24 protein-coding genes and 1 tRNA gene are annotated in these 19,335 nt (G+C 66.8%); 12 read left to right on the top strand and 13 right to left on the bottom strand.

What is annotated here, in order from left to right; translation table 11 throughout:
- The first annotated feature begins 2 nt into the window (after window positions 1-2).
- Genes BLV57_RS43560 through BLV57_RS40785 form a run of 7 tightly spaced genes read left to right on the top strand, consistent with a single transcriptional unit; the run spans window position 3 to window position 5,060 of the window.
- Window positions 3-1,469 carry a hypothetical protein gene (locus BLV57_RS43560; protein WP_176969034.1) on the top strand — a complete coding sequence of 489 codons (1,467 nt, stop codon included), beginning with the start codon at window positions 3-5 and terminating at the stop codon, window positions 1,467-1,469.
- Window positions 1,466-1,930: a hypothetical protein gene (locus tag BLV57_RS40810; RefSeq protein ID WP_091299658.1), complete on the top strand. Its 465-nt coding sequence runs from the start codon at window positions 1,466-1,468 to the stop codon at window positions 1,928-1,930. Before BLV57_RS43560 ends, BLV57_RS40810 begins: the two co-directional genes overlap by 4 nt.
- Window positions 1,927-2,610, top strand: a complete 684-nt coding sequence (locus BLV57_RS40805; protein WP_143047291.1) for a hypothetical protein — start codon at window positions 1,927-1,929, stop codon at window positions 2,608-2,610. Before BLV57_RS40810 ends, BLV57_RS40805 begins: the two co-directional genes overlap by 4 nt.
- Complete coding sequence (locus BLV57_RS40800; protein WP_091299652.1) at window positions 2,607-3,059, top strand: hypothetical protein; 453 nt, start codon at window positions 2,607-2,609, stop codon at window positions 3,057-3,059. Before BLV57_RS40805 ends, BLV57_RS40800 begins: the two co-directional genes overlap by 4 nt.
- A complete protein-coding gene (locus BLV57_RS40795) occupies window positions 3,023-3,931 on the top strand; it encodes a hypothetical protein (protein WP_091299649.1) in 909 nt (302 codons plus the stop codon). The genes BLV57_RS40800 and BLV57_RS40795 overlap by 37 nt, the downstream gene beginning before the upstream one ends.
- Window positions 3,928-4,602, top strand: a complete 675-nt coding sequence (locus BLV57_RS40790) for a hypothetical protein (RefSeq protein ID WP_091299646.1) — start codon at window positions 3,928-3,930, stop codon at window positions 4,600-4,602. The genes BLV57_RS40795 and BLV57_RS40790 overlap by 4 nt, the downstream gene beginning before the upstream one ends.
- Window positions 4,599-5,060, top strand: a complete 462-nt coding sequence (locus tag BLV57_RS40785; protein WP_091299643.1) for a hypothetical protein — start codon at window positions 4,599-4,601, stop codon at window positions 5,058-5,060. The genes BLV57_RS40790 and BLV57_RS40785 overlap by 4 nt, the downstream gene beginning before the upstream one ends.
- On the opposite strand, the gene glfT1 is transcribed toward BLV57_RS40785, so the two are convergent.
- The 5 genes from glfT1 to BLV57_RS40760 all read right to left on the bottom strand — a co-directional run bounded on the left by glfT1 (window position 5,054) and on the right by BLV57_RS40760 (window position 9,176).
- Window positions 5,054-5,956: a galactofuranosyltransferase GlfT1 gene (glfT1, locus tag BLV57_RS40780; protein WP_176969033.1), complete on the bottom strand. Its 903-nt coding sequence runs from the start codon at window positions 5,954-5,956 to the stop codon at window positions 5,054-5,056. The two genes, BLV57_RS40785 and glfT1, sit on opposite strands and share 7 nt — an antisense overlap.
- 2 nt (window positions 5,957-5,958) lie before the next feature.
- Window positions 5,959-6,762 carry a galactan export ABC transporter ATP-binding subunit Wzt/RfbE gene (wzt, locus tag BLV57_RS40775; protein WP_091299639.1) on the bottom strand — a complete coding sequence of 268 codons (804 nt, stop codon included), beginning with the start codon at window positions 6,760-6,762 and terminating at the stop codon, window positions 5,959-5,961.
- A 6-nt stretch (window positions 6,763-6,768) separates the two neighbouring features.
- Window positions 6,769-7,704 (bottom strand): galactan export ABC transporter permease subunit Wzm/RfbD, encoded by a 936-nt coding sequence (wzm, locus tag BLV57_RS40770; RefSeq protein WP_091299636.1) that lies wholly within the window; start codon window positions 7,702-7,704, stop codon window positions 6,769-6,771.
- A 70-nt stretch (window positions 7,705-7,774) separates the two neighbouring features.
- Window positions 7,775-8,587, bottom strand: coding sequence for a class I SAM-dependent methyltransferase (locus BLV57_RS40765; RefSeq protein ID WP_091299632.1), 813 nt, complete (start codon window positions 8,585-8,587; stop codon window positions 7,775-7,777).
- A gap of 55 nt (window positions 8,588-8,642) precedes the next feature.
- Window positions 8,643-9,176 carry a bacterial proteasome activator family protein gene (locus tag BLV57_RS40760; RefSeq protein WP_091299629.1) on the bottom strand — a complete coding sequence of 178 codons (534 nt, stop codon included), beginning with the start codon at window positions 9,174-9,176 and terminating at the stop codon, window positions 8,643-8,645.
- A gap of 91 nt (window positions 9,177-9,267) precedes the next feature.
- Here BLV57_RS40760 and BLV57_RS40755 point away from each other — a divergent pair, with 91 nt between their 5' ends.
- Window positions 9,268-10,467 carry a cysteine desulfurase-like protein gene (locus BLV57_RS40755; RefSeq protein WP_091299626.1) on the top strand — a complete coding sequence of 400 codons (1,200 nt, stop codon included), beginning with the start codon at window positions 9,268-9,270 and terminating at the stop codon, window positions 10,465-10,467.
- Here BLV57_RS40755 and BLV57_RS40750 read toward each other — a convergent pair.
- On the bottom strand, window positions 10,464-11,441 hold the full coding sequence (locus BLV57_RS40750) for an NAD(P)H-quinone oxidoreductase (RefSeq protein WP_091299623.1): 978 nt from the start codon (window positions 11,439-11,441) through the stop codon (window positions 10,464-10,466). The two genes, BLV57_RS40755 and BLV57_RS40750, sit on opposite strands and share 4 nt — an antisense overlap.
- A gap of 82 nt (window positions 11,442-11,523) precedes the next feature.
- On the opposite strand from BLV57_RS40750, the gene BLV57_RS40745 reads away from it, so the two are divergent.
- Window positions 11,524-13,062, top strand: coding sequence for a M28 family metallopeptidase (locus BLV57_RS40745; protein ID WP_176969032.1), 1,539 nt, complete (start codon window positions 11,524-11,526; stop codon window positions 13,060-13,062).
- 58 nt (window positions 13,063-13,120) lie between these two features.
- Here BLV57_RS40745 and ypfJ read toward each other — a convergent pair whose 3' ends face one another.
- Window positions 13,121-14,038, bottom strand: a complete 918-nt coding sequence (ypfJ, locus tag BLV57_RS40740) for a KPN_02809 family neutral zinc metallopeptidase (protein ID WP_091299617.1) — start codon at window positions 14,036-14,038, stop codon at window positions 13,121-13,123.
- A gap of 524 nt (window positions 14,039-14,562) precedes the next feature.
- Between ypfJ and BLV57_RS40735 the strand changes: the two genes are divergently transcribed.
- Together BLV57_RS40735 and BLV57_RS40730 are read left to right on the top strand one after the other, a co-directional pair.
- Entirely contained in the window at window positions 14,563-15,039 is a 477-nt protein-coding gene (locus BLV57_RS40735) for a MarR family winged helix-turn-helix transcriptional regulator (protein WP_091299616.1), read from the top strand.
- 107 nt (window positions 15,040-15,146) lie between these two features.
- Window positions 15,147-15,231 (top strand) — tRNA-Ser (locus tag BLV57_RS40730).
- 13 nt (window positions 15,232-15,244) lie between these two features.
- Here the strand turns inward: BLV57_RS40730 and BLV57_RS40725 are convergent.
- Entirely contained in the window at window positions 15,245-15,673 is a 429-nt protein-coding gene (locus BLV57_RS40725; RefSeq protein ID WP_091299613.1) for a hypothetical protein, read from the bottom strand.
- Between the two features lie 138 nt (window positions 15,674-15,811).
- Window positions 15,812-16,549 (bottom strand): carbonic anhydrase family protein, encoded by a 738-nt coding sequence (locus tag BLV57_RS40720; RefSeq protein WP_176969031.1) that lies wholly within the window; start codon window positions 16,547-16,549, stop codon window positions 15,812-15,814.
- Window positions 16,550-16,685: 136 nt separating this feature from the next.
- Between BLV57_RS40720 and BLV57_RS40715 the strand changes: the two genes are divergently transcribed.
- A complete protein-coding gene (locus tag BLV57_RS40715; RefSeq protein WP_091299609.1) occupies window positions 16,686-17,144 on the top strand; it encodes a hypothetical protein in 459 nt (152 codons plus the stop codon).
- On the opposite strand, the gene BLV57_RS40710 is transcribed toward BLV57_RS40715, so the two are convergent.
- The 4 genes from BLV57_RS40710 to BLV57_RS40695 form a co-directional block, all read right to left on the bottom strand.
- The gene (locus BLV57_RS40710) at window positions 17,132-17,410 is read right to left on the bottom strand and encodes a DUF2277 domain-containing protein (RefSeq protein ID WP_091299606.1); all 279 of its coding nucleotides are present in this window, start codon (window positions 17,408-17,410) and stop codon (window positions 17,132-17,134) included. The two genes, BLV57_RS40715 and BLV57_RS40710, sit on opposite strands and share 13 nt — an antisense overlap.
- A gap of 22 nt (window positions 17,411-17,432) precedes the next feature.
- Window positions 17,433-17,654, bottom strand: a complete 222-nt coding sequence (locus tag BLV57_RS40705) for an RNA-binding S4 domain-containing protein (RefSeq protein ID WP_091299604.1) — start codon at window positions 17,652-17,654, stop codon at window positions 17,433-17,435.
- 12 nt (window positions 17,655-17,666) lie between these two features.
- Complete coding sequence (locus BLV57_RS40700) at window positions 17,667-18,530, bottom strand: trypsin-like serine peptidase (RefSeq protein WP_091299602.1); 864 nt, start codon at window positions 18,528-18,530, stop codon at window positions 17,667-17,669.
- 92 nt (window positions 18,531-18,622) lie between these two features.
- Window positions 18,623-19,276, bottom strand: a complete 654-nt coding sequence (locus BLV57_RS40695) for a TetR/AcrR family transcriptional regulator (RefSeq protein WP_091299600.1) — start codon at window positions 19,274-19,276, stop codon at window positions 18,623-18,625.
- Between the last annotated feature and the right edge of the window lie 59 nt (window positions 19,277-19,335).

Below are 19,335 nucleotides of genomic sequence, written 5' to 3'. Positions count from 1 at the left end.
CGATGTCCAAGCACGGCAGCACCGGCGGCAGCCACCACACGTCGACCGGCTCGCATCACACGTCCACGCCGGGATCGCACAGCCCCAGCCCCACGCACCACACGTCGGACGGGTCGTCGTCGCACCATGGGTCGAAGCCGAACACCGGCCACGGTGACGGGCAGCACTTCACCGGAACCAGTGCGGGCGGCAAAGGGCACCGGCTCAACACCGAGTCGCTGGGCACGATGGAAGGCCACATCGGCCGTACCCGAGACAAGGTCGACGGTGTCGGGCGGAAGGTCGGCGCCGCGAACTTCGGGCATGAGTCCATGGGCGTCATCGGCACGGGGATGACCGGTTCACTGAACAGCACGGTCGACGCCGCCAAGGCGCAGATCGCGAAGACGAGCAAGTCCGTCGACGCCGCGGCGTTGAAGACGAAGGCCGCTCTTCAGCACTATGAGACCAATGAGCTCAACACGGCCGACGCGCTGAACAAGACGGGCAAGTCGGTCAAGGCGCCCCCGGTCAAGGAAGGCTCGACCGTCCCGTCCAGCGCGGGCAAGAGCACTCCGACTACACCGAGCAGTGCGGGCGGTTCTCCGCCCGGCGGTGGTGGTCCCCCTGGCGGCGGTCCTCCCGGTGGCGGTGGCCCTCCCGGTGGCACCGGAGGCACGCACGGATCACCGGGCGGCCCGCCGACGCCGCCCCGTGAGCACTGGATGTCCTCCGTCGAGCAGAACTTCTCCAAAGAGGACTTCCACAAGTTCAAGAAGGCCATGAACAAGATGGCAGAAGATCCGGTCGAAAATGGCCGGGTCGCCGGCACCGGCGCTCTGACGCAGGAAGAACGTCATCTGGTGGCGCGTGCGCAGAAGTTGGTGACGATCGAGGCGGACACGCCGATGCAGAAGGTCATCCCGCCGCATGTCGTCAACAAATACCTAGGAGAACCCGACTCCGCCAATCCTGGTTCGCGGCTCAAGCCCGAATTCACGACCATCGGCGGGTTCACTGCTCGTGTGCAAGATGCGACGCACCTGGACACCCCGGACGCGCTGGTCCGCGGAAACCGGCTGGACTACAAGAACACCCCCTACAGCCAGGGAATGCGTGAGGTCCACGTCATCGAGTTCCCCGCCACCCAGCCGGACCGGTTCTCGACGCCAATGGGTGCACCGGTCGACGTCGAAACGAACATCCATGAGAACTCGCACGTTCTTCGGCACCGGTCGAATGACATGATCAACGCGGCCGAGTCCGAAGGACTGGATCCGAGGACATACCACAATACCAACAACGATTGGCCATATACCGGTGGTGGTATCACCGCAGACGGAAACATTGGAATTCCGGAGCGCGAGATCACTGGTGGTTACATGCCTCTCCCCGACGGTGCGAAGATGTACAAATACGATGCCGCAGGCAACAAGATCGAGGTTGGCACTTACGACGAAGGCCGCCAAATCTGGAGGATGGCCCCGTGACGAAGCCCCCTTTGCATCGGCGCGGCACGTACGCCGTGATCGATGGCGTGATCTACGAGGCTTCCTATCCCCTCGGCCGGCGGACGGTCTACCTCAACTATTGGGGTGCCGAGAACCCGAACCCCGCTCTCTATCAGTGGGATGAGGAGGCCAGGCACTGGGTAGGTGAAGTGCCCGTCAATCGCTGCACCGCGGTTTTCGAAGTCAACCCGACCGCCAAGTATCGCGGTCATCGAGTTTATGTCGAGACCTTTTCGGACAGTGGTCTCGCCAGGGCCAAGTACGGAGACCGGAACGGCGCCTGGGCCACCGCCAACGGCTTCATCGAGGAGAACAAGTACGAGTTCTTCAAGAACATCCCGGTCGGCGAACTTCAGGACTACGCCGAGGACCGGCGTGATCTGCTCTTCCCGGCCTGGCGGACGGCGAATTTCGCTGAGCCTGCTGGTGGTGCCCAGTGACCGCCTCGATTCCAGGAGCCGGGCAGCTGACCGATGAGGAGCAGGTCCTGGCAGCGCGAGTGCAAGGATTCGTCACCATCGAGCCGGACACGGTCATGGTGAAGGTGCTGCCCTCAGCGACCGTCACACGGTACCTCAGCAACGAGATCTCGCCGGGCGCTTGGGGCGAAAAGCCGCCGTTCGATTATCGCATGGTTGGCGGAACTGTTGCCAGACAACAAGATCTTGTCAACTTGAGGACGCCGATCGAATTCTTCCGCGCCTTCCGGCTCGACTACCCCGGAAGCCCCTTCGCGCCGTCGCAGCCCGTGCTGCACGTGCTCGAGTTCTCCGCGGTGGACCCGGCACAGTTCGTCACCCCGCTGGGCGCGCCCGGTGCCCCGACTCCGGAGAGCGGTCCGTACACGGGCTCCGCCGAGGTGCGTGAGGTCGCGTTTCGCATGGTGGACGCGGCGCAGGAAGCCGGATTGGATCCGAACACCTTCCGTATGGAGATCGCGCCATGGCCGTATACGGGAACCGGGGTGACCGCTGATCCGCAATTCGGTGTGCCGGAACGCTGGAAGCGCTTGAGCGTGTTGCCGAGCGCTGCCACGATTTTCGAGTACAACACGGCGGGCGCCAAGACTCCGTTGGCGATCTTCCGCGGTCAAGGTCTGGGTTGGGAGAGGCTGCGGTGATCGGACAACGTCCCAAGACCGGCATTTTCGTGACTGTCGCCGGTGTCGAGTACGCGGCGAACTCCTATCCGCAGGACGGAAAGGTGACGTTGTACTCGCGATCCACGGAGAACCCTTCGCCTGAACTGTTCGGCTGGCACGACGCGCTCAGGGTGTGGCTTGCCACGATTCCGACGGATCACTGCGACAGCGTCGCGGAAGTGACCACCTACGCCGAGCACAAGGGACACGAATGCCAGGTGATCGACATCGGCGCCGACGGCTCGGTCGGCTTGTTCTATGTAGGCGAGGAGAAATCCAAGGCGGCGCGGGACGGTTTCGTGCAGACCGACGCGGGTAACTGGGCGAAGACGGTAAACATCTACGAGATCAGCAACTACATCGAGCGGTACAAGGACCTTCTGTTCGCCGGATGGGCGGCGAAGGCGACCGCGGGCGGCGCTGGCTGAACATGTTCGTTCCTGCTCGCAACTTCGCGGTGTATCAGGGAATTCGTTATTCCGTGCTTTCGGGAGACGCCGATTCGCTGGAAGTCGGCGACGTCGAGACCGAGGAACCGCTCGGCACCGTGCTGATCCAGGACCTGGCCGAGTGGTACACACTGGTGCCGACGGTCACGTTCCTGGGGCACGAGTTCCAGCTCTGGCGTGACGACGGGCGAACGTGCAGCCTGACCTTCATCGGTGGCGACGGAAAGTGGGCCGCCAGAACGTGGGCTGAGGCCGACAAGTTTCCCGACGTCGTATTTTCGCGGCTCGACATGTTCACCTTCAACGCCGATGTGCCCAGGGAAATGGTCGAAGAACGACGTGAGGAACGCCGGGACAGTCTCGGTCTGTGGTGGCGGCAGAGGCAGGACGACGAGCGACGAGGCCAGTACCCGAGGTCGGGCGTCCTCGTGGAATTCGACGGGATCACCTTCCACGATGCCACGCCCGCGGCCGACGACAAGGTGTTCCTCGTTCATCCGGGAGCCGAATCGCCAGGCGACCCACGGTTCAGCCGCTCCGAGGGCTGCTGGGAAGCCGAAATACCGTTGGCGGAATGCACGGCGGCTTGCAGTGTCAAGAGTTTGGCCACGTATTCGGGGTACGAGTGCCAGGTCACCTCCATAGTCGAAGGCATGGCGACGTTGTACTACCTGGGGCACAACGGCGGTGAGGCGGAGGCCGCCGGATTCGACCAGATCGATCGCGGCACCTGGGCGAAGCTCGTTCCGGCCTGGGAACTGCGACGCTACCGCGAAGAATGGCAGGACCTGCTGCTCGATGTCTGGCGTCGACGAGAGTTCGCCAGGCCCGAAGAAACTGGTGACCAGTGAGCCACGAGGTTCCCGGTTCAGGACGGCTCACGGCCGCCGAGCGTGCTCTGGTGGCCCGGTCACTCACGTTCGCCGGTATCGACGCCGACACCCTCATGGTCAAGGCCCTTCGGCCGGATTCCGCGCTGCGGTACCTCCGGGCCGAGATCTCCGCAGGTGTCGAGGCCGTCCCGTTCGACTGGCGCCTGGTCGGAGGGTCCGTCTCGCGGCAGCAGGACACGACCCACCTCGTGTCGCCCGGCGATTTCGTCAGGGCGTTCGGACTCGGCTACCCGGACAGTCCGTTTGGGACCGATCCGGTCAGCGTCCAGACCATGGAATTCCGCGCGGTGGATGTCGAACGTTTCGTGCTGCCGCTGGGAGCACCGACGCAGCCCTATCCCGAGTTCGGTTACCCGCCGAACCAAGGTGCTGTGCGCGCAGCGGCTTCGGCGATGACCGATGCCGCGCGGGAGGCCGGAATCGATCCGAACATGATCCGCGAGGAACTGAATCCCTGGCCGTTCACCGGGATCGGGCTTACCGCTGACAGCGAGTTGAGAATCCCGGAGTACTGGATGCGTTTCAGCCAGATTCCGGCTTCAGCGACCATCTACGACCACAGCGGAGGCGTCAAGACGGCGGTGGGTGTCTATCGAAGCGCCGCTCTGGGCTGGGAGGACCTTCGATGACGTCTCAGCGTTTGCGTTCAGGCATTTTCGCGACGGTTCGCGGCAGGGAATATCAGGCAGAGGCTCCGCCGCAGGACGGCTACATCCAACTCGTGCGGCTGACTGAGGAAAACCCGGCTCAGGACTTGTTCTCGTGGAGTGACACGCACAACGGTTGGGTGGCGCGGGTGCACACGATCGACTGCGCCCGCCTGGTCGAAATCAGGCCCGAAGCCGACCACGATGGGCTGCGGTGCCAGGTGATCGACATCGATCAGCACGGGATGGTCGGTCTCTACTACGTCGGTCCGGAGAGATCCGCTGCCCAGAAGCGCGGGTTCACCCAGATCGATGTCGGCACCTGGGCCAAGACCGTGGACATCCACGAGCTGGACCGGTTTTACGAGGTGCACCACGATCTGCTGTTCCAGGAGAAGGCAAGGCAAATGTTCGGCATTGCCCACTCCGAACCTCAGTAGCGGAAGAACTTCTCCTTGCGGCCCTGACGCACGAGCTTCAGCCACTGCAGGAAGGCCTTCGGGTCGCGTTTGACCCCGACGAAGTACAGCCCGAACCGGATGTACTCCAGTGCGCCGATCTTGCGCATGCCCGGCTGGGCCATCAGGAACCCGCGGTTGCGATACGTGTAGTACCGCTTGACCTCGTTCTCCGGGTCCTGCGCGTGGAACTTCCCGCCCAGCATCGGCTTGAACTCGTCCGAGCCGTCCGGGTGCAGGTACGTGGTGCGCAGGCATGTGCCGAACGGCAGGCCGGAGCGGACGAGGCGGCGGTGCAGCTCGACCTCGTCGCCGCGGAAGAACAGGCGCAGGTCTGGCACGCCCACGACGTCCAAAGTGGACGCGCGGAACAGTGCGCCGTTCATCAACGACGCGATGCCCGGCAGGAAGTCCTGGCCCAGCTCCTCGGAAGAGCGCTTCCAGGTGAGACCGCGGCGCAACGGGAAGGCCAACTTGGCCGGTGCGTCGATGTTGGCCACGACCGGCGAGATCTCCGCCAGGTTCCGCTTTTCGGCCTCGTCCAGCAGGATCTGGAGGACGTTCTCGTCGGCAGGGCGGCCGTCGTCGTCGGCGAGCCAGAGCCAGGAGGCGCCCATCGACAGTGCGTGGAGCATGCCGAGTGCGAAGCCGCCCGCGCCGCCGAGGTTGTGGTGCGATGGCAGGTAGGTGAAGGGGAGCGGGTAGCTCTCGACCACGTCGCGGGCGGACTGGTCGGGGCCGTTGTCGACCACGATGAGGTGGTCGACCTGGCGGGTTTGGGCCGCGATGATCTTGAGCGAGTCGGCCAGCAGGTCACGGCGGTGGCGGGTGACGACCACGCCGACGACCGCGCCGGGGGGCAGCGGGTGGTCGCTCATGGTCATTCGCCGCCGTTCGTGGCCACCGCGAAGCGTTCCCGGTTCTCGGGGCTCATGTGCTCGAACGGGTCGCGGCCCTTGTACTGGGTCAGCACGTCGCGCAGGGTGCCGCGCTGCTTCAGGTGACCCTCGTCCATCCAGATGGCCGAGTCGCACAGCTCGAAGAGGAACTCGTCGGAGTGGCTGGCGAAGACCAGGATGCCGGAGCGCTTCACCAGGTCCTTGAGGCGGTCCTTGGCCTTGGCGAGGAACGCCGCGTCGACGGCGCCGATGCCTTCGTCGAGGATGAGGATCTCGGGGTCGATCGAGGTCACGACGCCCAGCGCCAGTCGGACGCGCATACCCGTCGAGTACGTGCGCAGCGGCATCTGGAGGTAGTCGCCGAGCTCGGTGAACTCCGCGATGTCGTCGACGCGCTTTTCCATCTGCTTGGCGGTCATGCCGAGGAAGAGGCCTCGGATGATGATGTTCTCGAGGCCGGAGATCTCCGGGTCCATGCCGATGCCGAGGTCGAAGACCGGCGCGATCTTGCCGACGATCTTCGCCGAGCCGCGGGTGGGCTCGTAGATGCCCGACAGCAGCCGCAGCAGCGTGGACTTGCCCGCGCCGTTGTGGCCGACCAGGCCGACGCGGTCGCCTTCCTTGAGCGACACGGTGATGTCGTGCAGCGCCTCGATGATGGGGACCTTGGTGTCGGAGCCGATCTTGCCGCCGACCTTGCCCAGCACCTGCTTCTTCATCGACCGCGTCTTGGCGTCGAAGATCGGGAAGTCGACCGATGCGTTCCAGACGTCAATGCTGACCACTAGCTGTCACACCCAATACGAGACGCGGGAACGGTAGTTTTTCATCGCCAAGAGCGCGATACCCCAGCCGAGCGCGGTGAGCCCGATGACGATCACCCAGCTCCACCAGTCGACCTGCTGGCCGAGCAGCGGCCCCCGGACGACCTGCACGTAGTGATACAGCGGATTGAACTGGATCGCCGTGTGACCGATGCTGCGGCCGCGCTCGCCGAGCACGTCGGGCGACCAGACGATCGGGGTCATGTAGAACACCAGCTGCACCAGGCTGTTGATCACCTGGGGGATGTCGCGGAAGCGGGTCGAGATGATGCCGAACAGGAGCGAGACCCAGACGCCGCTGGTCACCAGCAGGATGAACCCGGGGATCACCATCAGCATCCCGAAGCCGAGACCGGGGTGCAGCGGGCCGGAGTTGTCCTCGCTCATGTGATACGGGCTGCCCAGCGTCCCGATGGACACCAGCAGGACGATCACGTAGATGATCAGGTTGTGCGCCAGCATCAGCACCTGACGCCACACCGTGCGCAGCACGTACACCGTGAGCGGCGCGGGCATCTGCTTGATCATGCCCTCGTTCGCGATGAACGTCTCCGCGCCTTCGGTGATGCAGGCGAGGATGAAGTTCCAGACGATGAAACCCGTCGTGATGTACGGCAGGAACGTCTCGATCTTCATGTGGAACAGCGCGGAGTACAGGATGCCGAGCCCGAGCGCCATCACACCGGTCGCGATGGTGATCCAGAACGGGCCGATCACCGAGCGGCGGTAGCGCTGCTTGATGTCCTGCCAGCCGAGGTGCGCCCATAACTCGTGATTGGCGAACCCGGTCTTGAGGTCGGTGAACGTCCGCGCGAACGACCGGCGGTCTGACTCGATCGGCGCCGAGGTCACGGCTGTCTCCGTGTGGTCACTGGTGTCGTGAACCGTGCTGGTGGCGTGCACGAGATACGAGGGTACCTACGTGACTCGGTGTGCTTGCCCTGCCCCATCGCTGCGCGTTCCGGCACAAGCCCTAATCTGCTTCGCCGATTCGTACGACGACCTGCTCGTCGACGTAGGAATACCCGACGTATTCGAACGAAATGCCGGTTTTCTCGACGTACTCGATCCAGGCCCGGTATTCCCCGTCCTTCCAGGCCGGATAGTTGAAGAACTCGTCGAATACGACGATGGAACCCGGACGCAGGCGCGGGCCGACGAGCTCCAGCACGGTCTTGGTGGAGCTGTAGAGGTCGCAGTCGACGTGCAAGAGGCCGACATGACCCTGGTGCTCGTCGAGGAATCCCGGCAGCGTCTCGTCGAACCAGCCGACCACGAGTTCGGCGCCGGGCACGTCCGGCAGTTCGTCGACCGCGAAGTGCCCCGGCGCGAAGTCGACGCCCCACTGCTCGGGCAGGCCCTTGAACGAATCGAAACCGTAGACGCCGCCGGTCTGGCGGGTTTCGGCGATCAGCTTGAGGCTCGTTCCGGTGAACACGCCGAATTCGAGCGCCATGCCGTCTTCGGGAGCCAGTTTCAGTCCGTGCCCGAGCACGCCGAGGCGCTCGCTGAACCGCGGCGCGCTCGGCATGTGCTCGATGACGAATTCGGCGGCTTCGCGCGCGGCACGCTGGTCGGCGGCGTACACGAGGTCGCGGCGCGAGCGGATTTCGAACTCGATGACCCGGTCGTAGGCGCGCTGGGCCTCCGCGCGCGCCTCGGCGACCTGGTGCTCCAGCCGCTCGGTCTGCTCGGCGAGCAGCGGCTTCACCGCGTCCGCCACGGCCCGTTTGAGCCGGTCGGCGAGCGCACGGCGGATACGGGCGTCGAGTGGAAGCTGTCGCACGGTGTGGGGTCCTCTCGCAGGGGGATTCCGGCGAGTTTAGATCCCCGCGTAACCGCTAAAGGTATTGCCCGCTTCCGGAGAGGCCCTGTTCGGCGCCCGCGCCGGCCGACGCGCCAGGCGGAAGGCCGCGGCGCATCTGCTCCAGCTGCACGCGGGCCGCCATCTGCTGGGCGAACAACGCGGTCTGGATGCCGTGCACCAGGCCTTCGAGCCAGCCGACGAGCTGGGCCTGCGCGATCCGGAGCTCGGCGTCCGACGGGGTCGAGTCGTCGGTGAACGGCGAGACGAGCCGCTCCAGCTCGTCCTGCAGCTCCGGGGCCAGCGCCTTCTCCAGCTCGCGGATGGACGTCTGGTGGATCTCGCGGACGCGGTTGCGGCTCGCGTCGTCGAGCGGAGCCGCCCTGACCTCTTCGAGCAGCTGCTTGATCATCGTGCCGATCCGCATGACCTTCGCGGGCTCTTCGATGAGCTCGCCGACGGCCTCGGCGTCGCGCTGATCGTGCTCGCCGGTGTCGACCGGGGTGCCGTCCGGGCCGACGACCACCACGTGGGGTGCGGATTCGGGGTGCGAGGAATTCGGCTCGGTCATGTGCCCGAGGGTAGCGGTCACCGGCGCATCCGGTGTCTGCCAGGCCAACCCCGAACACATCGCACTTGCAAGCATCCGTACGGTGTCCACCATGGCGTTCGACGTCGCTCGTATCCGTGGGTTGTTTCCCGCGCTGGGTGACGGCTGGATTCACTTCGACGGCGCTGCCGGAATGCTGGTACCGGAACAGGTCGCATCGGCCGTCTCGACGGCGATGCGCGCACCGGTGTCCGGCCCTGGCGGGGCGTTTCCAGCCTCTCAGCGCGCCGAGAGCATCGTCACGGCGGCTCGCCGGGCGGTCGCCGACCTGGTCGGGGCCGATCCGGCCGGAGTCGTGCTCGGATCCAGCGCGCCCGTGATGCTGCGCCGCCTGGTCGAGGCCATGGCCGAGCGCTGGACCATCGGCGACGAGGTGGTCGTCTCCCGGCTCGACGAGGAGGCCAACCTCGCGCCGTGGCAGCGTGCCGCGAAGCGCGTCGGCGCCGTCGTCCGCTGGGGCGAGATCGACATCGAGACCTGCGAGCTGCCCGCGTGGCAGTACGAGAGCCTCGTTTCGGCCCGTACGAAGGCCGTCGCCGTGACGCTGGCGTCCGGCTCGGTCGGCACCAGGCCGGATGTGCCGACGGTGATCGAGTTCGCCAAGCGCGTCGGCGCGCTGGTGGTCGTCGACGCGACCTACGCGGCCCCGTTCGTGCCGCTCGACCTGCAGGCGCTCGGCGCCGACGTGATGGTCGTCTCGGCGCAGGCCTGGGGCGGCCCGTCGGTCGGCGCGCTCGTCTTCCGCGACCCTGAGCTGCTCGAACGCCTGCCGTCGGTCTCGCTCGACGCCAACGCGCGCGGGCCGGCCAGGCTGGAGCTCGGGCCGCACGCGTACCCGCTGCTGGCCGGGCTGGTCGCCTCGGTCGACTACCTCGCCGGGCTCGACGACGCCGCGGCCGGGTCACGCCGCGAGCGGCTGGTGACCTCGCTCGGCTCGGCGAAGTCGTACCACGCGGGGCTCGCCGCGCAGCTGTCCACGGAACTGCGGGCGTTACGCCACGTGATGGTCATCGGCGACGCGATGCGCCGGATCCCGGCGTTGGCGTTCACCGTGGCGAACAAGAAGGCGCCCGAGGTCGCCGAGTACCTGGCGAAGCAGGGGCTGTGCGCGTTCGCCGACGACGGCACTAACGGCGTGTTCGCCTCGCTCGGCGTCGGCGAGGTGGGCGGCGCGGTGCGGATCGGGCTGGCCCACTACTCGAACACCTTCGAGGTGAACCAGCTCGTCCGCGTCCTCGATGAGCTGCGCTAGCTCTTCGCCGCCAAGATCACCTTCCCGAACACCGAGCCCTCCGCCAGCGCCTCGTGCGCCTTCGACGCCTCCGCCAGCGGGACCACCTGGCCGACGATCGGCTTGACCGAGCCGTTCTCGAGCAGTGGCCAGAGGTGGGCGCGCACGTCGGAGACGATGGCGGCCTTCTCCTCGAGCGGGCGGCCGCGCAGGCCAGCGGCGAACACGCTCCCGCGCTTGCCGAGCAGCTTGCCGATGTTGAGCTCGGCCTTCACCCCGCCCTGGAAGCCGATGACGACCAGGCGGCCGTTCATCGCGAGCGCGTCGATATTGCGATCCAGATACGAAGCGCCCATGTTGTCGAGGATGACGTCGGCACCATCGGTGACCTTCTTGAGCTCGGCGACGAAGTCCTGCTCGCGGTAGTTGATCGTGATGTCGGCGCCGAGCTGGCGGCAGCGTTCGAGGCGTTCCGGCGAGCCCGCGGTCACCGCGACCGTGGCGCCGAGCGCCTTGCCGACCTGGATCGCGTGCGTGCCGATGCCGCCGGCGCCGCCGTGCACGAGCAGCACGTCGCCCTTGCCGAGCTTGCCGTGCATGACCACGTTCGCCCAGACCGTGCAGGCCACCTCGGGCAGCCCGCCCGCGGTGAGCAGCTCGACCTCCGCGGGCACCGGAAGCAGCTGACCTGCGGGAACGGCGACTTTTTCGGCGTAACCGCCGCCCGCGAGCAGCGCGCAGACCTCATTGCCGACCTGCCAGCCTTCGACGCCTTCGCCGAGTTCGGCGATCGTGCCGGAGCATTCGAGGCCGAGCGTGTCGGTCACGCCGGGCGGTGGGGGATAGAGGCCTTGGCGCTGCAACAGGTCGGCGCGGTTGACCGCGGTCGCGGCCACGTCGACGAGCACCTCGCCGGGGCCGGGGACCGGATCTTCGACCTCGGTCCACTCGAGTACTTCAGGGCCACCAGGTTCACGGATGGTGATCGCGTACATGATCCGAGGGTATCTCCCGCTGAGTGGACTACCGCCGAATGCAGCATTGACGTATCAGTCAGTACGCATAAAAGTCTCCGCCATGCATAAAGCTCGCAAAAGATACATGCCCGCGGTCGTGCTGACCGCCTGCGCGGCGCTGGCTTTGGGCACCGCGCCCGCCGCCACCGCGGCGAAGGCGGAAGACCCCACCGCGCTGGCCAAGAAGCTGGTCCAGAAGGTCGATGTCAACGGCGTGAACCGCCACCTCATCGCACTGCAACGCATCTCGGACGCCAACGGCAAGACCCGCGCCGCGAGCACCGAGGGACACAAGAAGTCCGCCGAGTACGTCGCCACCAAGCTCGAGGCAGCGGGCTTCGACGTGACGCGCCAGGAGTTCCCGTTCACCTTCAGCCAGACGCTGGCCGAGAAGCTGACGGTCGGCGGCGCCGCGACGCCCATCATCGCCATGACCTACACCCCGTCGACGCCCGTCGGCGGCATCACCGCGCCGCTCGCGCTGGCCGCGGTCGACGACACTTCCGGCTGTGAAGCAGGCGACTACACCGGCGTGACCGGCAAGATCGTGCTGATCAAGCGCGGTGGCTGCACCTTCGCGCAGAAGCAGGCGACCGCCGCGGCGGCCGGTGCCGTCGGCGCGATCGTCTACAACAACACCGACGGCTCCCTCAACGGCACGCTGGGCGACCCGGCCGTCGCGAAGATCCCGACCGGTGGCATCACCGCCGCCGACGGCGCCGCGCTCGCAGGCAAGGCGGGCCAGGCCGTCACGCTGGAGCTGCGGACCGTCCTCGAGCCGCGCACCAGCTACAACGTCATCGCGGAGACCAAGACGGGCCGCAAGGACAACGTGGTGATGCTCGGCTCCCACCTCGACAGCGTCCCCGAAGGCCCCGGCATCAACGACAACGGCACCGGCTCCGCCACGCTGCTCGAGACCGCGCTGCAGCTCGGCGCCACCCCGAAGGTCAACAACGGGGTCCGCTTCGGCTGGTGGAGCGCCGAGGAGTTCGGCCTGGTCGGTTCGACGTACTATGTCAACCAGCTGAGCTTCGAAGAGCAGCTGAACATCGCGCTGTACCTGAACTTCGACATGATCGGTTCGCCGAACGCGGCGTACTTCGCCTACGACGGTGACGACTCCGACGGCGTCGGCGCGGGCCCCGGCCCGTACGGCTCGGCGCAGATCGAGAAGAACTTCACCGACTACTTCGCGTCGCGCAACCTGCCGATCGAGGGCACGGACTTCACCGGCCGCTCGGACTACGGCCAGTTCATCGCCGTCGGCATCCCGGCCGGTGGCCTGTTCACCGGCGCCGAGGGCAAGAAGACCGCGGCGCAGGTGGTGAAGTTCGGCGGCACCGCCGACGTCGCCTACGACAAGTGCTACCACCAGGCTTGCGACAACCTGGGCAACGTCGACCGGGTGGCACTGGACCGCAACGCCGACGCCGTCGCCTGGGCGCTCGGCAGCTTCGCGTACAGCACCGCCGACGTGAACGGCGTGACGCCTGCCGGCAGCACCGCGAAGGCCAAGGCCAAGCGGGCCAACTCGCTGCGGCTCCAGTCGTTCGGTGACCGCGAAGCGGGCGTGGACTCCGACCACGTGGCCGCTTGAGCTAGCTGAAAAAGCCCGCCATCTCATCCGAGATGGCGGGCTTTTTCACTGCCCGGGGCTAGCCGAGGTCGCGGGCGGAGAAGGTGTCGCACTTGGCGGGCTGGCCGGTTTCCCAGCCGGTCGTGAACCACTTCTCGCGCTGGGCCGACGAGCCGTGCGAGAACTTCGACTGGTCGACGCGGCCGCCGCCGAGCTTGGTCTGGATGTAGTCGTCACCGATGCGGGACGCGGTGTCCAGCGCCCGGCTGATGTCGTCCTGGGTGACGTCGGTGATCAGCGGCTTGCCGCTCTCGGCCGGGGTCGTCGTGGCGTGCTTCGCCCACACGCCCGCGTAGCAGTCGGCCTGCAGTTCGAGGCGGACAGAGCCCGACGTCGGGCCGGTGCCGGTGCCCTTTTTGGACACGCCGGTCAGGTTCTGCACATGGTGGCCGTACTCGTGGGCGAGCACGTAGGCCTCGGTGAACAGGCCGCCCTTCGCGCCGAACCGGGTGCGCAGCTCCTCGAAGAACGACAGGTCGATGTAGACCTTGGAGTCGGCGGGGCAGTAGAACGGCCCGACGTCGGAGCTCGCGCTGCCGCAGCCGGTGTTCACGCCGCCGGTGAAGAACTTGGTCGGCGACTTGCGGTAGGTCGAGCCGGACCGGGAGAACTCCTGCGTCCAGTAGTCCTGGATGGAGTTCACGATCGCGACGATCGCGCAGTCGTGCTTGGTGTTGGCGTCCTTGCCGGTCTTGCACTCGTTCGCGAGCGAGGTGTTGTTCCCGGTCGAGCCGCCGCTTTCCAGCCCGGGCAGCCCGCCCGCTGGCTGGCTCAGCCCGCCGCCGAACTGCGAGAACAGGAAGTAGATGACGAGCCCGACGATGCCGAGCCCACCGCCGCCGAGCGCCACCCGGCCCCCGATCCCGCCGCCGCCACCTTCACCACGCGAGTCCTGGATCTCGGAGATGTCCAGCCCGGAGTCATCATCGAATCGCACGGCCCCAGCGTAGCCCGCGCGCAGGCCAGGGGCGCGGCACTGAGCCCCAGCGCCGCGCCCCTGGTCAATCGAGGTCGAAAAATCCGAATCGGCGGTTGGCCGCTGCCGGGCCGGCGTTCAGCACTGCCGGCACGGTCGAAGAGGCCGTGGCCGAAACAGGCTCGAACTACGCCGAATGCGCGAGAATCTTGCCGAGCGCATTTACGAAAAACCCATGCGTGCTGTTCGCAATCGCGGGCGGGTCGGGATCAGTCCGCACCGCTCGCGGGGACACAGCCGGCAGTCAACCGCGGGAAATCAGCGATCACGCAACCACCTGTCCTTCCCGGTTGGAAGGTCACGCACCGGCGCAGTCTGGTGACTCGCCTTGTACGGGCCAATCCACCCTCTGACAAGTAAGGATGCGCCTTTCATCGCCGACTCTCAACCGTTTCGTAATCCCCCTTCGGGCGATCTTTGGCAGAGTTTTATAACCCAGCAGGCGGTGCGTCGGTGGTCGCGATCAACGTTCTACTCTGCCAGGCATGAGCGAGGAGCGTGAAGACGTGCGATGGCTGTCTGAGTCGGAGGGACTCGCCTGGCGCGCTTACATCGTCGCCACCCTGCGCCTGCGCCAGCGCCTCCACCGCGAGCTGGCCGACCAGCACGACGTGTCCCTCACCGACTACGAGGTGCTCGTCTGCGTCGACATGCAGGACGACAAGCGCATGCGCATGAGCGACCTCGCCGAGATGCTCGGCTCCACCAAGAGCAGGCTCTCCCACCAGGTCGGCCGCATGGAGGCCGCGGGCGTGCTCCGCCGCGACCGCGACCCGGAGGACAAGCGCGGCGTCATCGCCGAGCTCACCGAAGCGGGCTTCGACCTGCTGAAGAAGGCCGCCCCCACGCATGTCCACGGCGTCCGCGAGCACCTGATCGACCTGCTCTCCCCGGCCGAGCAGGCGACCATCGGCGCCGCCTTCGGCCGCGTGCTCGAGCACCTGACCGAGCTGGAGCCCTAGGAGGGTCGTGAGTGTTTAGACCGGTTCTAACCGGCCGGAACACTCACGACCCCTGGATCGGGAGCGGCGGATCGGCGTCGCGACCTGACCCAGTAGGCTTGGGGCAGGGAAGCGTGGCAGAGCGGCCGAATGCACTCGCCTTGAAAGCGAGCGTTGGGAAACCAACCGGGGGTTCAAATCCCTCCGCTTCCGCTCTTCACCGGGCTCAGTCGCCGGAGATGCCCCAGATGCCCAGCTCGACCGGGATGCCGTCGGCGTAGAGCGGGGTGTACACGGCGCTCCAGTGCGGTAGGTCCGGCACGATCTCGGCGTTCTTGAGGCGCTCGAAGTCGGCGATCGCGGGCTGTGCGGTGCCGAACGCCGCCAGGATCTCGTCGCTCGACATCGGCCGGATGGTGCCGAAGTCGAACTCCTCGCCCGCGCCGATGAACCGGGTCACATCCAGGGCCGAATGGGTGCCGGTCTCTTCGATGACCTCGTTCTCCAGCAGCTCTTCGATCGACGATGGGCGCGGCTCCTCGTCGTCCTCCCAGAGGTAGTCGTCGTCGAGGAAGATCCGTTGCTGGATCTCTGCCAGCGTCCGCTCCGGGTCGCCGTCGAATTTGCCGCGATATGCCCAACCTGAAGCCCCCATGGGCCCACCTCCTCAGTCCGCCGGAGAGTAGCCCACGGGGAATCGGGAGCTCTGACCTGCACAGATGTCGAGTTGTCCACAGGTGGGGACAACTGTGGGGACAACTCGAACACGCGTTCGGAACGATGATCAAGCTGGCTAGATACCCGGAAGGCCGAGCTGGACCTTCCGGTCGTTCAGCGGCTGCGTCGCCCGCGCGTTGCCCTCGCTGAACAAGGCCTGGAAGCGCCGGATCGTGTCCGCGCTGACGGTCCTCTCCTGCATCACGAACCACTGCACGCCCTCGCTGAACGGCGCCGTGGTGAGCGAGCCGTCGTAGCGCAGGGCCGCGCGGTTCACCGGCAGCAGCGAGTTCAGGTTCAGCTCGGGGATGTGCACCGGCTCGCCGCATTCCGGGGTCAGGTTCGCGAGCACCGTGTCCAAAGTGGACGGAGCGCCCGCGCGCAGCGGCACGCCGATGACGAGGAGCTTGCCCGCCGCGCTGCGGTGGACGAAATGGACTTCGAGCGGGGTCGAGCGGCCGTTGAACCGGTGTTCCGACGGCGTGTGGAAATGGAACTGGATGAGGTCGTAACGGGTGCCCGCCAACGTCACGTAGGCCGCGCCCGGCTTGACGATCGCTTCTTCGGTTTCCTCGTGGTCGCGAGTGGTGCAGCCGGTCGGGCTGGCGGCGTCCTTGCGGATGTATTCGAGGTCGAGATCGGAGCGTCCGTAGAAGACGCGCAAGGGCGGAAGGTTCGTCTTCACCTCGATCGCCCGCGGGGTGATGTCGATCGGGCTTTGGTGCGGCAGCTGGGAATGCGCCGGAGCGGTGCCGAGCACCAAGGCGGCGAGTGTCAGTGGGACAAGGGTGGCTGTGACGGCTTTTCTGGCCACGGGGAAGCCTTTCACCTGACGGGATGACGCCCATTTGATCGGCACATCATTGACCCGTGATCAAAGTGCTCACAAGTCCCCTTGCGCGAAATAGGGGTACTGGAGAAATGTCCGGAAAATCCGTAAGTTCGGATTCATGATCGCGATCTTGCTGGCCGCCGCCACCGCCATCGTCCCGGTATCCCACAACGAGAATTCCTGCGTGACCGTCGCCGTCGACTTCGGGACGCGCGTCGAGGTGCGGTGTGCGCCGCCGGATTCCGGCAACGCCCGCGTCGCGCTCGAGCGCGCGGGGTTCGACGTCAAGGCCGGGGAAGGTTTAGGGGGCTATGGGGACCCCGCATACGTGTGCCGCGTCGAGGGCGTGCCTGCCGGCGATCCGTGCACGGGTCACACCGCGGGGCGCGACTACTGGAAGGTCTGGCGGGTGGGCATCGATCCGCTCGCGTGGCGCGGGTCGGGGACCGGCGGCGGGCCGGGCGCGGTGAAGACCTGCCCTGGCTCGCTCGTCGGTTTCAGCTACGGCGTGGACCAGCCGCGCCGAGCACCTGAGTCGATCATGCCCGCCGGCTGGCTACCGCCTCACTGCCCCTGAGCCTTGGCGGCGATCCGGGCGCGGACCTCGGGGCGGCGCAGCGGCGGGACGGTCGCGGGCGGCTGGCGGCGTGGCGGCAGCTCGGCCAGCAGGCGGGTGCTGATGGCGGTGATCTCGGCGACCGCCGCTTCGAACGCCTCACGGGTGGTGTCGGTGACGGTCTGCACGCCGCTGATCTTGCGCACGTACTGGCGCGCCGCCGCCTCGATCTCCTCGGCGGTCGCGGACGGTTCCAAGCCACGCAGGGTGGTGATGTTCCGGCACATGCGTCCGAGGATAGGCGCGAAATCAGCCCAGGGTGACTCGGCATTGCTGCGAACCGACGCCGACGACGTCGCCGTTGACCAGCTGGCGGCCACGCCGGATCTCGGTCTCGCCGTTGACGGTGACCTCGTCGGCGTCGAGCAGGTCCTTGGCGTGGGAGCCGTCTTCGGCGATGCCCGCCAGCTTGAGGAACTGGCCGAGACGGATGGGCTCGCCGGTGATCGGGACGTCCACGATGGGCTTCATGGACGCATCATCTCAGCCGAGCGCGGTGCTCTGCGCGTACAGGCTCTGGACGTCGGTGTCGAAGTAGCTGCTGTACGAGGTGTCGGCCTCGTCGCCGCCGAACTGGTAGCCGCCGATCACGCCGATCACGGTGCCCAGCTTGGTGACCGGATCGGCGTCGGTGACCCAGGGGCCGCCGCTCGTGCCTTCCGGGAACCCCGCGCAATCGACGCGCATCTGGAACTCCGACTCGCGTGAGGTCGTGTTCGTGCAGACCACGGGCGCGTCGGTGTCGTCGGGGTAGCCGGTCATGGTGATCTTGTTGTCGAAGCCGCGTGCGACGCCGAGCTGGTTCGCGCCGGTGACGCTCTCGATCGGGTGCGGGTTGCCGTTCTGGCGGACGGTGATGAAGCCGACGTCGAGGTCGGGGTCCGACGACTCGATCCAGCCGGGCGCGACCAGCGTCTTCACGGCCGTCCACATGCCGTACGGCGCGACGCCGTCGTGATAGCCGGGCGCGAACGAGATGTCGTCGATGTAGTCGCCGCCCTCGCCCTCGTGGAGGCAGTGCGCGGCGGTCAGCACCAGGTCGCCCGCATCGCTGTGCACCACGCTGGCGGTGCAGTAGTGGCCGTCGCCGGAGAACAGCGCGCCGATCGGCGCCAGGCCTGCTGGTACCACCGGTGCGGCTTCGGTCGCGGCCGCCGGTCCGGCCGCGGCGGTCTCGGGCGCGGCTTCAACCGTGTGCGGCGCGACCTCGGGGGCCGGTGTTTCGATCACCGGTACGTCGGTGACCGCCGCGGTGTCGTCCGGCTGGAGGATGACCGCGGAGCCAGCGATCGGCAGCGCGACCAGCGCACAGACGAGCACCAGGAGAACCGGCCGCGACACGCGCATGGTTACTCCTTCCCCGTCCGGCAGGTCGTTGAAACCAGATCACCATAGGGCGGGCGCGGAAAACACCTACGCCCGGATGATGCACAGCAACCTCACAGCTCGACGGCGCGGTCCGGATCGAGTGCGATGCCCTGTTCACGGAGCACCGCGTCGAGCGCGCCCCAGGTCATGGTCGTCAGGTGCGTGACGAACTTGTCCTTGGACATCGTGCGGGTGCGCATCCACCACTCCGCGGCGGCGCCGACCGCGCCGACCACGGCGTACGCGCTCGGATCGGCCAGCTCGGGGTCGAGGTCGGCGGCGCTCAGGAACTCCTTGAGCACGTTCGCGATGACGCCGGCGATCTCCTTGCCGCTCTCCATCAGCGGCTCGGAGTCGGTGCGCATGAGGAACTTGAAGACGTTCGGGTACTCGTCGACGACGTTGACGTACGCCTCGAGGCCGCGCCTGATCGTCACGCGCGGCGCGTCGCGCAGGTTCATGTTGGGCAGCAGGCGCTGCCACAGGATCTCGCCCATCCGCTCGGACACGGCGCCCGCCAGGTCCGATTTGGCCGCGAAATGCCGGTACAGCTTGGGTTTGACGGTGCCTGCCTCGGCGGCGATCTCGTCCATGCTGACTTCCGGGCCCTGTTTCGCGAGCGCGCGGAAGGCCGCGTCGACGAACTCGCGGCGCAGCGCGAGCTTGTGCTCGCGCCAGCGCTCGGTGCGGGCGTCCGTCCGGTGACGGTTGACACTCCCGGGCATGCGTTGGATAGTACCGGAAGTATCGCGTACTGCTGGTACTGGCTACTTCAGGTAACAGG

The sequence above is a fragment of the Amycolatopsis xylanica genome, assembly GCF_900107045.1.
GTDB lineage: Bacteria > Actinomycetota > Actinomycetes > Mycobacteriales > Pseudonocardiaceae > Amycolatopsis > Amycolatopsis xylanica.
Note: the sequence above shows the minus strand (reverse complement) of the source record. Positions and strands in the feature narration are given on the sequence as shown.

Excerpts from the sequence above, each read along its gene's own strand:
- BLV57_RS40760 (WP_091299629.1), bottom strand. The coding sequence starts at position 9,176 with ATGACCGAGCCGAATTCCTCGCACCCCGAATCCGCACCCCACGTGGTG.
- BLV57_RS40735 (WP_091299616.1), top strand. The coding sequence starts at position 14,563 with ATGAGCGAGGAGCGTGAAGACGTGCGATGGCTGTCTGAGTCGGAGGGA.
- BLV57_RS40715 (WP_091299609.1), top strand. The coding sequence starts at position 16,686 with ATGATCGCGATCTTGCTGGCCGCCGCCACCGCCATCGTCCCGGTATCC.
- BLV57_RS40700 (WP_091299602.1), bottom strand. The coding sequence starts at position 18,530 with ATGCGCGTGTCGCGGCCGGTTCTCCTGGTGCTCGTCTGTGCGCTGGTC.
- BLV57_RS40710 (WP_091299606.1), bottom strand. The coding sequence starts at position 17,410 with ATGTGCCGGAACATCACCACCCTGCGTGGCTTGGAACCGTCCGCGACC.
- glfT1 (WP_176969033.1), bottom strand. The coding sequence starts at position 5,956 with ATGAGCGACCACCCGCTGCCCCCCGGCGCGGTCGTCGGCGTGGTCGTC.
- BLV57_RS40745 (WP_176969032.1), top strand. The coding sequence starts at position 11,524 with ATGCATAAAGCTCGCAAAAGATACATGCCCGCGGTCGTGCTGACCGCC.
- BLV57_RS40750 (WP_091299623.1), bottom strand. The coding sequence starts at position 11,441 with ATGTACGCGATCACCATCCGTGAACCTGGTGGCCCTGAAGTACTCGAG.
- BLV57_RS40795 (WP_091299649.1), top strand. The coding sequence starts at position 3,023 with ATGGGCGGCGAAGGCGACCGCGGGCGGCGCTGGCTGAACATGTTCGTT.
- BLV57_RS40695 (WP_091299600.1), bottom strand. The coding sequence starts at position 19,276 with ATGCCCGGGAGTGTCAACCGTCACCGGACGGACGCCCGCACCGAGCGC.
- BLV57_RS40705 (WP_091299604.1), bottom strand. The coding sequence starts at position 17,654 with ATGAAGCCCATCGTGGACGTCCCGATCACCGGCGAGCCCATCCGTCTC.
- BLV57_RS43560 (WP_176969034.1), top strand. The coding sequence starts at position 3 with ATGTCCAAGCACGGCAGCACCGGCGGCAGCCACCACACGTCGACCGGC.
- BLV57_RS40785 (WP_091299643.1), top strand. The coding sequence starts at position 4,599 with ATGACGTCTCAGCGTTTGCGTTCAGGCATTTTCGCGACGGTTCGCGGC.
- BLV57_RS40725 (WP_091299613.1), bottom strand. The coding sequence starts at position 15,673 with ATGGGGGCTTCAGGTTGGGCATATCGCGGCAAATTCGACGGCGACCCG.
- BLV57_RS40755 (WP_091299626.1), top strand. The coding sequence starts at position 9,268 with ATGGCGTTCGACGTCGCTCGTATCCGTGGGTTGTTTCCCGCGCTGGGT.